Genomic DNA, 11796 nt, shown 5'->3' with positions numbered 1-11796 from the left:
GCCGTCCCGCGTCGGGCGCCCCGCCCGGAGGGGGCACGCCGTCCGGGCGCACCCCCGGACCGCCCGCGCACGGGTGTAGCTTCGCGCCCTGGACCGCGGGCGGACGGCGCCCGTGCGAGGCATCCGGGAGCGACACGTGCACGTGGTCGTCATGGGCTGCGGCCGTGTCGGCTCGGCCATCGCGCGACGGCTGGAGCAGATCGGCCACAGCGTCGCGGTGATCGACCAGGACCCGGAGGCCTTCCGCCGGCTCGGGCCCGAGTTCACCGGCCGGCAGGTGACCGGCCTGGGCTTCGACCGGCAGGTGCTCCTCGACGCCGGCATCGACTCCGCCGGCGCCTTCGCCGCGGTCAGCAGCGGCGACAACTCGAACATCATCAGCGCGCGCGTGGCGCGGGAGACCTTCGGCGTCCAGCACGTCGTCGCCCGGATCTACGACTCCAAGCGCGCCGAGGTGTTCGAGCGGATGGGCATCCCGAGCGTCGCCACCGTGCCGTGGACGGTGAACCGGCTGCTGCGCGAGCTGCTGTCGGTGAAGGTCAGCGAGATCTGGCGGGAGCCCACCGGCCGGGTGCTGCTGATGCGGGTGACCGTCACCGACGGCTGGGTGGGCCGCAAGCTCTCCGAGCTCGAGGCCGCCTCCGGCGCCCGGGCCGCCTGGCTGGTCCGCTTCGGGGAGGCGCAGCTGCCCACCTCCTCCACCGTGCTGCAGGACGGCGACCAGCTCGTCGTCGCGGCCACCGACGAGATCTCCGACCGCGTGCACCAGACGGTCGAGCACCCCGAGGGGAGCAGGGCCTGATGCGCGTGGCCATCGTGGGCGCCGGGGCGGTCGGCCGCTCCATCGCCGGGGAGCTGCTCAACAACGGGCACACCGTGATGCTCATCGAGAAGGACGGCCGCAAGGTCCGCACCCGCGCGGTGCCGGGCGCGGAGTGGGTCCAGGCCGACGCCTGCGAGGTCTCCTCGCTCGAGGAGGCCCAGCTGGCCACCTGCGACGTCGTCGTCGCGGCCACCGGTGACGACAAGGCCAACCTCGTCGTCTCGCTGCTGGCCAAGACCGAGTTCGCGGTCAACCGCGTCGTCGCCCGGGTCAAGGACCCGCGCAACGAGTGGCTCTACACGGAGGCCTGGGGCGTCGACGTCGCCGTCTCCACCCCGCGGGTGCTCGCCGCGCTGGTCGAGGAGGCGGTGACCGTCGGCGACGTCGTCCGGCTGATGAGCTTCCGCAAGGGCGCGGCCAACCTGGTCGAGATCACCCTCGCCGAGAACACCCCGTGGGCCGGCCGGCCGCTGCGCGAGGTGCCGCTGCCGCGCGAGACGGTGCTGACGGCGATGCTGCGCGGCGACCGGGTCATCACGCCCACCCCGGACGAGCCGCTCGAGGTGGGCGACGAGCTGCTGTTCGTCACGCACGCCGACGTCGAGGAGCAGCTGCAGCAGGTCCTCTCCCCGACTGCTCTCTAGGCGCCGCCGGCTAGGAGCTGCCGGCGTCCGTCTCCACGCGGTGGCGGTGCAGGCGGGCGACGACCCATAGGGTGAGCGCGAGGGCGGCGGCGGTCACCGGCAGGCCGAGGACGAGCGAGGCGACGCCGAGCAGGTCCTCCTCGTCGGCGAGGTAGAGCGGCGTCTGCACGGCGACGCGCAGCAGGAACGTCAGCGCCCAGACGACGGTCAGCCAGCCGTAGGCGCGCACCATCCGCGGGTCGTCGCGCCAGTGGCGCTCGGGCTCCGGGTCCACCGGGCGCCCCGACTGCGCGGGCGCGGGCTCCGGCGGGGGCGGCTGGTGGTGCAGCCGGGCGCGGGCGCTGTCGACGCGGCGGCGCAGGCCGGGCAGCGAGTGCGCAGCCATCGACCCCAGGTGGCTCGGCGCGAGCCACTCGGCGACCACGCCGACCAGCGGCCAGCGCAGCGGCACCGAGCCCAGCAGCACCACGCCGATGACGGCGTTGCGGATGATGCCCGGCACGAAGTAGTTGCGCGCCTGCCCCGAGGCGGCGGCGATGGCGACCGCCACCGCGACGCCGAACAGGCCGCTGAACGCCTGCTGCACGCTCTCCCGGCGGACCAGCCGGACGAGCAGGATCAGGACGGCGGCGCCGATCGCGGCCCAGATCCCGGTGCGCAGGTCGCCGATCGCGTTGGCGACGATGAAGGCCAGCGTGGGCAGGGTCGCGTCGACCATGCCGCGCCAGCCGCCGAGCTGCTCCAGCACCATGTGCCGGTCGAAGGTGACCCCTCGGCCCGTGTCCTCGGTCGTGGTGCCGTCCGCGTGCGTGGGCTCCTGGTGCGGTGCTGCTCCCCCGGGATCGCGCCGGCCGTCGTCGTCGGCCGCCGGGATCACCCCGCGCTCAGCTCGTACCAGGGGTTGTAGATGACCTTGCGGCCGTCGAAGCTGGCGAACCGGCCGCGGGCGGTCAGCGTCCGGCCGGGCTCGATGCCCGGGATGCGCCGGCGGCCCAGCCAGACCAGGGTGACCGAGCCGGAGCCGTCGAACAGCTCCGCCTCCAGGGTGGGGACCGTCTCGCGCGGGGTGTAGACGACCGACTTGAGCCGGCCGGTCACGGTCACCACTTCCCCCTTGCGGCAGGCGCTCACCGGCTCGCAGCCGGCGCGGTCGGACTCCTCGCGCAGCTCCTGCGCGTCGATGGCGGAGTCGTCGGCGGTCAGCCGCTGCAGCGTGCGTGCGAGCCAGCCGCCGGGACGGGTCTGTGTCACGGTTCCAGGGTAGTGCGGCGGACCCGGCCGGCGGCGTGTTCCCCCAGCCACGCGCGGACCACCGCCCACGCCTCCCCCGCCGGGTCGATGGGCACCCGGTGACCGCCCGGGACGGTGCGCACCGTCACCCGGTCGCCGGCGCCCGCGGCCACCGCCGCGTACCGCTGTGACTGCTCGGGCGGCACGACGTCGTCGTCGGTGCCGTGCAGGCACAGCACGTCGGCACCGGTGGGCAGCAGCCCGGCCGGGTCGGCGACCGCGTAGCGGCCGGGCACCTCCCCCGGCTCCCCGCCGAGGAACTCCTGGACGGCGCTGCGGCCCAGGCGCTGCTCCGCCGCCCGCGCCAGGTCCACGACGCCGGCCTGCAGGACCGCCGCGGTCACCCGCACGCGCGGCCCGGCGCCGGGGGCGCCGTCGGGCAGCCGCGCCCGCCCGGCGGCCCACGCGGCCAGGTGCCCGCCGGCGGAGTGCCCGACGACGGTGAGGGAGCCGAGGTCCAACCGGCCCGCGTCCGGGAGGTCCGGGAGCGCGTCGAGCGCGGCGGCGACGTCCTCCAGGGTGGCCGGCCAGCCGCCGCCGCTGCCGACCCGCCGGTACTCCACGGCGACGGCGGCGTACCCGGCCGCGGCGAGGTCGGCGGCCAGCGGGCGGGCCAGCTCGACGCCGTACGCGGCCCGCCAGAACCCGCCGTGCAGCACGACGACCACGGGCGCGGGGTCCTGCGCGACGACCATCGGCGCCGGGTCCTGCGCGACGACCATCGGCGCCGGGTCCTGCGCGACGACCATCGGCGCCGGGTCCTGCGCGACGACCATCGGCGCCGGGTCCTGCGCGACGACCATCGGCGCCGGGTCCTGCGCGACGGGCAGGGTCAGCTCGAGGAACTGGTCGGGGTGCGGGCCGTAGGCGACGACGGCGGGGGTCACGCGGGGGGCCGCGGCGGGGCGGCCGGGCGGCCCGGCTGCTGCCCGACCTGCTGCTGCCCGGCCTGCTGCTGCCCGGCCTGCTGCTGGCGGGCCAGCTGCGCGGCGGCCTGGGGCGGGAGGGTGAGCGGCAGCTGCTCGCGCACCGGCATCGGCGAGGTGCCCCGGACGACGACCACCTTGCGGAACACGTCCTCCAGCACCGCGGCCGCCTCGGGCGACTCGGCCGCCGGGCCGCTGATCATCCCGCGGAGGAACCAGCGCGGACCGTCGACGCCGAGGAACCGCGCGGCCCGGCGCACCGGCTTCGGCGGCGGGCCCCCGGGCTGCGCCGGCGGGGTCACGACGACGGTGCCGGCCAGCTCGGGGCCGAACGGGCCCTCGGTCTCCTGCAGCCGCCCGCCCTGGCCGGAGGCGCTGCGCGCCAGCTCGGCGCGGACGTCGTCCCAGATGCCGGCGGCGCGCGGCGCGGCGAAGGCGGACACCTGCAGCAGCGAGTCCCCGTAGCGCAGGGTCGCGCCGATCACCTTCTGCTGCTGGTTGAGGTCCACCCGCAGCTCGGTCCCGGGGACGGCGGGCAGCCGCAGCGCGCCCAGGTCGACGCGGGGCGTGCCGTCGTCGGGGGCGTCGGCCTCGTCGTAGGGGCCGGTGGTCTCCTCGACGTCGCGCTCGCGGTGCTGCGGCTCGGGCGGGACGCCGCGCTCGCGCAGGCTGCGCTCGATCCGGTTGCGCCGTCGTCCGAAGGGCATCTCAGGCCTCCTGTCCCGCGCCGGTGGACCCGTGGCCGCCCTCGCCGCGGACGCTCTCCGGCAGCACGTCGACCGGCACGAAGCGGGCGGGGACGACCGGCTGCACCACCAGCTGCGCGACCCGGTCGCCGGCGCGCAGCGTCAGCGGGGTGGCCGGGTCGAGGTTCACCAGGTTCACCTTGATCTCGCCGCGGTAGCCGGCGTCGATGGTGCCGGGGGCGTTGACCAGGCTCAGGCCGTGCCGGGCGGCGAGGCCCGAGCGGGGGTGCACGAACCCCGCGTAGCCCTCGGGGATGGCCACGGCCACGCCGGTGCCCACGAGCGCCCGCTCGAACGGCGCCAGGTGCACGTCCTCGGTGATGGTGAGGTCGGCGCCCGCGTCGCCGGGCAGCGCGTAGCGCGGGGGGATCGCCCCCGCCGCGGTCAGCCGGACGGGGACCTCGAGGGGGTCGGCCACGACGGCGACCCTAACCGCGCCGGAGCGGGGTCGGCGGACCGGCCGGGACCTCAGGCCGGACCGCGGCGCAGGTCGGCGCGGACCCGGCGGGCGAGGGTCTCGGTGGCCTTGAGGTTGCCGCGGCCGCCGAGCGCCGCACCGACGAACAGCGGCGCGGCCGAGCCGAGGCCGCGGGCCATCCGGCGCGACAGCCGGCGGCGCAGGGCGCGGAACCCGGCGGTGCCGAGGACGACGCCCAGCCCCTCCCGGGCGCCGCTCTCGACGGCGCGCTGCTGGGTCCAGCTGGAGAGGTAGGCGGCGGCGCGCTCGGCGTGGGTGCCGCCGGCCGGCCGTCCGGCGAGCTCGTGCAGCTCCCCGAGGAGGACGACCTCGACGCCGGCGGTGAGCAGCGTCTCGGCGGCGAGCTCCAGCGGCAGCGCCACCAGCGACCCCGGCATGAACCAGTGGGCCGCCGAGAGCCCGCCGGTGGCCGCGCCGACCGCGGCGGTGAGCCGCGCCGAGCGGGTGACGAGGGCGTCGGCGATCTCCTCGTCCGACCTCCCGGGGTACGCGGCGCGCAGCCGGGCGGCGTCGCGGACGGGCAGCCGCGGCGCCGCGGCGGCGAGCAGCTCGCCGAGCACCCCGATCGGGCCCCGGGCCGGGTCCTCGTCGTCGGCCCCGTCCCCGGCCGGCGGCCCCGGACGGCGGGCGGCGCCGGCCGCGGCGGCGCCCAGGGCGGTGATGACGTCGCGGACGACGCCGGCGGTGGACCGGCGGGCGTCCGGCTGCCCGGGGGCGGACGCCTCGTCGGCGCCCCCGCCGAGCAGTCGGGACACGGCGTCGGCGACCGTGCGGGCGGCCCGGCCCAGCCCGGTGTCCTCGGACAGCCAGGCCGGACCGTCCCCCGACCGGTCCGGCCCCGGCGGCGCCGGGGCCTGCACGGGCCGGGGCGGGGGGACGTCGCGGGGCGCGCCGATGCGCTCCCTGGGATCGGTCATCGGCTGCTCCCCCCGTGTCCGGCCATCGCGGTGGTGCTGCCTATGCGGCGCAGTCGCGGCAGTACATCTGGTCGCCACGGGTGGCGGCGAGCCGGCTGCGGTGCTGCACGAGGAAGCAGCGCGAGCAGGTGAACTCGTCCTCCTGCTTGGGCAGCACGCGGACGGTCAGCTCCTCGTTGGACAGGTCCGCACCGGGCAGCTCGAGGCTCTCGTTGAAGTCGGTCTCGTCGACGTCGACCGAGGCCGACTGGGCCTCCGCCCGGCGGGCCTTGAGCTCCTCGAGGGAGTCCTCGCCGAGCTCGTCGGCCTCGTTGCGGCGCGGGGCGTCGTAGTCGGTGGCCATGGGGTGTGCCCCTCCTCCGGGGTAGTTCGCGGACGCGCTGGGCGCCCGCCTCGTCCGACGGCGGCGGGGTCCGCCGTCGGCCTGGCCGGCCGCCCGGGGGCGGCCGCTGGTCACGGGACCGGGCCTGCTCCCGTCCGACACGGGGTCGGCTCGGGTGCGGGACCGGCAGCCCCCCAACGCCGTGCGACCCCGGTTTGTGCCCGCCTGTCCGCGGGGGACACACGGGGACGGACGACGGCCCGTCCGGGGCGCCGGGAACCGGCCCGGGCGGGCGGTCGGGAGGCGGAGTGCCGGAGGTTACCCTGCCGCCCGTGTCGAGTCCCGTGGGAGCTGACCCCGCCGTCGTCGGTCCGTATCTCGCCTCCGTGTTCGGTGACGAGCGCTGGCGGGAGGTGACCGTCGAGCTGATCGCGGCGGGCATGTCCAACCTCACCTACGTCGTCACCCCGGCCGGCGGCTCGGCCGACGACGCGGTGATCCTCCGGCGCCCCCCGACGGGCGCCGTGCTCGCCACCGCCCACGACATGGTCCGCGAGCACAAGGTCATCTCCGCGCTCGGGCCGACGTCGGTCCCGGTGCCGCGGACGCTGCACCTGTGCACCGACACCGGGGTGCTGGGCGCGCCGTTCTACGTGATGGAGCGGGTCGTCGGCCTGCACGTGGTGAACGAGATCCCGGCCGGCTACGCCGACACCCCGGAGCGGCGGCGGGAGATCGGCGACGGGCTGATCGACGTCCTGGCCGACCTGCACGCCGTCGACGCCGACGCGGTGGGCCTGGGCGACTTCGGCCGGCCCGAGGGCTTCCTCGCCCGGCAGGTGCGCCGGTGGACCAAGCAGTGGGACGCCACCCGCGACCGCGACCGTCCGCACATGGACGCCCTCGCCGAGCGGCTGGCCGCGACCGTGCCCGCCACGCAGCGCACCGGGATCGTCCACGGCGACTACCGGCTGGACAACTGCCTGCTCGACCCGGAGCGCCCCGGCGGCATCCGCGCCGTCCTCGACTGGGAGATGTCGACCCTCGGCGACCCGCTCACCGACATCGGGATGCTGTTCGTCTACTGGCCCGAGGCCGGGGAGACCCGCCCGGTGCTCAGCCCGGTGACCACTCTGCCGGGCTTCCCGACCCGCCGCGAGATCGCCGAGCGCTACGCCAGGCGCAGCGGCGTGGACCTCTCCGACCTCCACTGGTACGTCGGGTTCGCCTTCTTCAAGTTCGCCGCGATCGTCGCCGGCATCGTGGCCCGCTCGGCCGCCGGCGCGATGGCCGGCAAGGACACCTCCGGCTACGCCGACCGCATCGACCCGTGCGTGGAGCTGGGACGCGCCGCGCTGGAGGACGGTGCCCTCTGAGGTCCGGCGGCCCGCCTAGACTCCGCGCGACCCGACCCGGCCTCCGCGCGGCCCCACCCGGCGCGGCCCGCCGGACCCCTCCGGGTCGCCGCCGAGGAGGACGACCGTGAGCACCAGCACCGCCACCCCGCCGGTGCGTCCCCGCAAGGACCGTCGCTACCTGCCGCCGCTGGTCTTCCTGCTGCTGCTGGCCCTGGTCGCGCTCGGGGTGTGGTGGAAGGTCTTCTCCGACGAGGGCGCCCGCGACGCGGCGCAGGCCGCGGCGTGCGAGACCGCCGAGGCGGCGCCGCCGTCGCTGGACCCCAGCACGGTCACCGTGCGCGTCTACAACGCCTCGGACCTCGCCGGCAAGGCGCAGGAGGTCGCCGGCGAGCTGACCGCGCGCGGCTTCGTCGTCGAGGAGGTCGCCAACGACCCGACCGACCGCGAGGTGACCGGCGCGGGCGAGATCCGGCACGGCGCGCGCGGCTCCGACGCCGCCCGGTACCTGACGCTCTTCCTGCCGGACGCCGGCTCCTACCAGGACACCCGCGCCGACGCCCGCGTGGACCTGGTGATCGGCCCGCAGTTCCCCGGGCTGGCCACGGCCGACCAGGTGGCGGCCACCCTCACCCCGATCGCGAGCGCCGAAGCGGCCTGTTGAAGGACCCCGTCCCTCTCACCCCTCGCGAGCTCGGGGTGAGCCTCCGGACGGGGCCGTTCCGGCACCTCATGAGTGGAGCCGGTCGAGCAGCGCGAGCAGCGGCCCGGCCACCGTCTCCGGGACCGCGACCGCCATCGGCTCGGCGAACGGCCGGCCGGGCAGGCCGGTGACCACCAGGCCGGCCTCGGCGGCGACCAGCGCGCCGGCGGCGTGGTCCCAGGGCTTGAGGTCCAGCTCGTAGTAGGCGTCCACCCGCCCGGCGGCCACCGAGCACAGGTCCAGCGACGCGCAGCCCTGGCGGCGGATGTCGCGGACCTCGGGCAGCAGCTCGGCGACGACGGCGCCCTGCGCCCGCCGCTGCTCCACCCGGTACCCGAACCCGGTGGCCACCAGCGTCTGCCCGAGGGACGCCGGCCGGTTGCCGGCCAGCCGCACCGGCTCCGGCCGCGCCGGGGTGGAGAGGAACGCCCCGCCGCCGGCGGTGGCGGTGAACAGCTCGCCGGTGGGGACGTCGAGCACCGCGCCCGCCACCGTCACGCCGTCGACCTGGGCGGCGATGGAGACGGCGTAGCCGCGCAGCCCGTAGAGGAAGTTGACGGTGCCGTCGATGGGGTCGACCACCCACCGCACGCTGCTGGTGCCCGCGCGGGAGGCGCCCTCCTCGCCGAGCAGGCCGTCGTCGGGGCGGGCGGCGAGCAGCCGGCCGGTGATCAGCCGCTCGGAGGCGGTGTCGACGGCGGTGACGACGTCGGTGGGGCTGCTCTTGACGTCGACGGCGGCCGCGGCCGACCCGCGCTCGCGGGCGACCAGGTCGGCCGCCTCCCGGGCGGTCGCGACGGCCAGGTCGAGCAGCTCGGCGGGGGACGGCGGGGCACTCACCCGGGCGATCCTGCCCGAGCCACCACCCGGGGTGCGGTGCCGGTCACTAGGGTGACCGCCGTGCAGGGGTTCGGCGTGGACATCGGCGGCAGCGGCATCAAGGGGTGCCTGGTCGACCTCGAGGCCGGCGCCCTCGTGGGCGAGCGGGTGCGGGTGGAGACGCCGCAGCCGTCCACCCCGGAGGCGGTCTACGAGGTCGTCGCCGGCATCGTGTCGTCCTTCGGCTGGACCGGCCGCATCGGCGTCACCTACCCCGGGGTCATGAAGCGGGGGGTCGCGCACACCGCCGCCAACATGGACAAGGCCTGGATCGGCACCGACGTCGACGCCGGGCTGAGCGCGCTGGTGCCCGGGACCGTCGAGACGCTCAACGACGCCGACGCCGCCGGGCTGGCCGAGATGCGCTACGGCGCCGGCCGGGACCAGGACGGCGTCGTCCTCATGCTCACCTTCGGCACCGGCATCGGCAGCGCGCTGTTCGTCGACGGACGGCTGGTGCCCAACACCGAGTTCGGCCACATCCAGGTCGACGGCGAGGACGGCGAGAAGCGCGCGTCGGCGGCCGCCCGCGAGCGCGAGGACCTCAGCTACCCGCACTGGGCCAAGCGCGTGGACCGCTACCTCGACGTCCTCGAGGCGGGGCTCTGGGTCGACCTGATCATCGTCGGCGGCGGGGTGAGCAAGAAGGCGCACAAGTGGGTGCCGCTGCTGAGCACGCGGACGCCGGTGGTGCCCGCGCAGCTGCAGAACGACGCGGGCATCGTCGGGGCCGCGCTGGCCGCCGCGGAGCGACTGGAGCCCTGACCGGGGCACGGGCCCGCCCTTCCGGGCGATCCCGCACCGTTCGAGGCGGTGGTCACACCGGCTCCCGTCGCTACAATGGAAGCGCCCCAGCCCGTCACCACCCAGCCGGGAGTCATCCCCCGTCCGAGCAGCGGCGAAACCCGTGCCGGACTCTGGGGCCCTCCCCGCTCCGCGGCCGACGGCCGGGGCCGCTGCCCGGGAGTCACACCGCCCCCGGGGAACGCACCCAGCACGGGAAGGATCCTGAGTGCCCGCCGACAAGCCTGCACCGGACGACGCCGCCGCGAGCAGCACGCGCTCGAGGACGGTCGCCGCGAGCACCCGGTCTCCCCGGGCCAGCGCCACCGTCGGGGTCGCCGACGACGCGCAGGCCAAGCCCGCCGCACGCAAGCGGGCCGCCACGGGCAAGACGGCCAAGACGGCCGCGCCCAAGGGAGCCACCAAGCCGAGCATCAGCCCCTCCCCCGGTACCGGTGAGGGCGCCGTGCTGACCGCCGTCGCCTCCGAGGACTCCGCCGTCGCGGTGGTCGACGCCGGCGCCGAGGGTCTGTCGATCGACGAGACCGTCGTCGCCGGCCCGGACGGCGCCGAGGCCGAGGCGCCCGCCGCCGAGGAGACCGCCGAGGGCGGCGACTTCGAGTGGGACGACGAGGAGGAGTCCGAGGCGCTGCGGCAGGCCCGCAAGGACGCCGAGCTCACCGCCTCGGCCGACTCGGTCCGCGCCTATCTCAAGCAGATCGGCAAGGTCGCCCTCCTCAACGCCGAGGAGGAGGTCGACCTGGCCAAGCGCATCGAGGCCGGCCTCTACGCCGCCGAGCGCATGCGCCAGGTCGAGGAGGAGGGCCAGAAGCTCTCCCCGCAGATGCGCCGCGACCTCAACTGGATCATCCGCGACGGCGAGCGCGCCAAGAACCACCTGCTGGAGGCCAACCTCCGCCTGGTGGTCTCCCTCGCCAAGCGCTACACCGGCCGCGGCATGGCGTTCCTGGACCTGATCCAGGAGGGCAACCTCGGTCTGATCCGCGCGGTCGAGAAGTTCGACTACACCAAGGGCTACAAGTTCTCCACGTACGCCACCTGGTGGATCCGGCAGGCGATCACCCGCGCGATGGCCGACCAGGCCCGCACCATCCGCATCCCGGTGCACATGGTCGAGGTCATCAACAAGCTCGGCCGCATCCAGCGCGAACTGCTCCAGGACCTGGGCCGCGAGCCCACCCCGGAGGAGCTGGCCAAGGAGATGGACATCACCCCGGACAAGGTGCTGGAGATCCAGCAGTACGCCCGGGAGCCCATCAGCCTCGACCAGACCATCGGCGACGAGGGCGACAGCCAGCTCGGTGACTTCATCGAGGACTCCGAGGCGGTCGTCGCCGTCGACGCGGTCAGCTTCACCCTCATGCAGGACCAGCTGACCAGCGTGCTGCAGACGCTGTCCGAGCGGGAGGCCGGCGTGGTCCGGCTGCGGTTCGGCCTCACCGACGGCCAGCCGCGCACGCTCGACGAGATCGGCCAGGTCTACGGGGTGACCCGCGAGCGGATCCGGCAGATCGAGTCCAAGACCATGTCGAAGCTGCGCCACCCCAGCCGCTCCCAGGTGCTGCGCGACTACCTCGACTGACGAAGGACCTCCTCGCCCCCCGACCCTCGCCTGGCGCTCGGGCCGGGTCCCTGCGAGGAGGCCGTTCCAGCACGGCACCAGCGACGGCCGGCACCCAGCACGGGTGCCGGCCGTCGGCGCGTGTCGGCCGCGTTGCGGGATGGTCACGATCTCACCCCGGGGGGCGGACGGCGCGGTGTACCGCGGCACCGGCCGGGTAGACGGCGTAGCGTGGGCGACGTCGAGACAGCAGCGGACCCACAGCCGGAAACCAGCCCGGCGCCCGGAACGACCCAGCACCACCAACAGACCGGCACCACCCAGAGGTCCCTGCTGAACACCGTCCCC

14 protein-coding genes are annotated in these 11796 nt (G+C 76.0%); 6 read left to right on the top strand and 8 right to left on the bottom strand.

Annotation, left to right across the window (positions count from 1 at the left end; genetic code table 11):
- The first annotated feature begins 136 nt into the window (after positions 1-136).
- Together ACI796_RS03150 and ACI796_RS03145 are read left to right on the top strand one after the other, a co-directional pair.
- Entirely contained in the window at positions 137-802 is a 666-nt protein-coding gene (locus ACI796_RS03150) for a potassium channel family protein (protein WP_456939803.1), read from the top strand.
- Positions 802-1467 carry a potassium channel family protein gene (locus ACI796_RS03145; RefSeq protein WP_387990860.1) on the top strand — a complete coding sequence of 222 codons (666 nt, stop codon included), beginning with the start codon at positions 802-804 and terminating at the stop codon, positions 1465-1467. Before ACI796_RS03150 ends, ACI796_RS03145 begins: the two co-directional genes overlap by 1 nt.
- 10 nt (positions 1468-1477) lie before the next feature.
- Here the strand turns inward: ACI796_RS03145 and ACI796_RS03140 are convergent, their stop codons facing one another.
- Genes ACI796_RS03140 through ACI796_RS03110 form a run of 7 tightly spaced genes read right to left on the bottom strand, consistent with a single transcriptional unit; the run spans position 1478 to position 6167 of the window.
- A complete protein-coding gene (locus ACI796_RS03140) occupies positions 1478-2344 on the bottom strand; it encodes a DUF3159 domain-containing protein (RefSeq protein ID WP_456939802.1) in 867 nt (288 codons plus the stop codon).
- On the bottom strand, positions 2341-2718 hold the full coding sequence (locus ACI796_RS03135; RefSeq protein WP_456939801.1) for an OB-fold nucleic acid binding domain-containing protein: 378 nt from the start codon (positions 2716-2718) through the stop codon (positions 2341-2343). Before ACI796_RS03135 ends, ACI796_RS03140 begins: the two co-directional genes overlap by 4 nt.
- A complete protein-coding gene (locus ACI796_RS03130) occupies positions 2715-3644 on the bottom strand; it encodes an alpha/beta hydrolase family protein (protein WP_456939800.1) in 930 nt (309 codons plus the stop codon). Before ACI796_RS03130 ends, ACI796_RS03135 begins: the two co-directional genes overlap by 4 nt.
- Positions 3641-4390, bottom strand: coding sequence for a DUF3710 domain-containing protein (locus ACI796_RS03125; protein ID WP_456939799.1), 750 nt, complete (start codon positions 4388-4390; stop codon positions 3641-3643). The genes ACI796_RS03130 and ACI796_RS03125 overlap by 4 nt, the downstream gene beginning before the upstream one ends.
- Position 4391: 1 nt before the next feature.
- Entirely contained in the window at positions 4392-4847 is a 456-nt protein-coding gene (gene dut, locus ACI796_RS03120; protein WP_456939798.1) for a dUTP diphosphatase, read from the bottom strand.
- Positions 4848-4897: 50 nt separating this feature from the next.
- The gene (locus ACI796_RS03115; protein ID WP_456939797.1) at positions 4898-5824 is read right to left on the bottom strand and encodes a hypothetical protein; all 927 of its coding nucleotides are present in this window, start codon (positions 5822-5824) and stop codon (positions 4898-4900) included.
- A gap of 40 nt (positions 5825-5864) precedes the next feature.
- Complete coding sequence (locus ACI796_RS03110; RefSeq protein WP_204693870.1) at positions 5865-6167, bottom strand: DUF4193 domain-containing protein; 303 nt, start codon at positions 6165-6167, stop codon at positions 5865-5867.
- A gap of 311 nt (positions 6168-6478) precedes the next feature.
- Here ACI796_RS03110 and ACI796_RS03105 point away from each other — a divergent pair, with 311 nt between their 5' ends.
- Together ACI796_RS03105 and ACI796_RS03100 are read left to right on the top strand one after the other, a co-directional pair.
- A complete protein-coding gene (locus ACI796_RS03105) occupies positions 6479-7522 on the top strand; it encodes a phosphotransferase family protein (RefSeq protein ID WP_456939796.1) in 1044 nt (347 codons plus the stop codon).
- A gap of 106 nt (positions 7523-7628) precedes the next feature.
- Positions 7629-8165 (top strand): LytR C-terminal domain-containing protein, encoded by a 537-nt coding sequence (locus ACI796_RS03100; protein ID WP_456939795.1) that lies wholly within the window; start codon positions 7629-7631, stop codon positions 8163-8165.
- Between the two features lie 66 nt (positions 8166-8231).
- On the opposite strand, the gene ACI796_RS03095 is transcribed toward ACI796_RS03100, so the two are convergent.
- Positions 8232-9044: an inositol monophosphatase family protein gene (locus ACI796_RS03095; RefSeq protein ID WP_456939794.1), complete on the bottom strand. Its 813-nt coding sequence runs from the start codon at positions 9042-9044 to the stop codon at positions 8232-8234.
- A gap of 60 nt (positions 9045-9104) precedes the next feature.
- Between ACI796_RS03095 and ppgK the strand changes: the two genes are divergently transcribed.
- Both ppgK and ACI796_RS03085 read left to right on the top strand, forming a co-directional pair.
- Positions 9105-9848 carry a polyphosphate--glucose phosphotransferase gene (gene ppgK, locus ACI796_RS03090; RefSeq protein WP_456939793.1) on the top strand — a complete coding sequence of 248 codons (744 nt, stop codon included), beginning with the start codon at positions 9105-9107 and terminating at the stop codon, positions 9846-9848.
- Between the two features lie 247 nt (positions 9849-10095).
- Positions 10096-11469 (top strand): RNA polymerase sigma factor, encoded by a 1374-nt coding sequence (locus ACI796_RS03085; protein ID WP_456939792.1) that lies wholly within the window; start codon positions 10096-10098, stop codon positions 11467-11469.
- Positions 11470-11796 lie beyond the last annotated feature (327 nt).

The sequence above is a fragment of the Geodermatophilus sp. SYSU D00525 genome, from assembly GCF_054050475.1.
This window is presented reverse-complemented; position numbering and strand designations above follow the sequence as displayed.

Coding starts and splice junctions, on each gene's coding strand:
- ACI796_RS03145 (WP_387990860.1), top strand. CDS start 802: ATGCGCGTGGCCATCGTGGGCGCCGGGGCGGTCGGCCGCTCCATCGCC.
- ACI796_RS03125 (WP_456939799.1), bottom strand. CDS start 4,390: ATGCCCTTCGGACGACGGCGCAACCGGATCGAGCGCAGCCTGCGCGAG.
- ACI796_RS03115 (WP_456939797.1), bottom strand. CDS start 5,824: ATGACCGATCCCAGGGAGCGCATCGGCGCGCCCCGCGACGTCCCCCCG.
- ACI796_RS03110 (WP_204693870.1), bottom strand. CDS start 6,167: ATGGCCACCGACTACGACGCCCCGCGCCGCAACGAGGCCGACGAGCTC.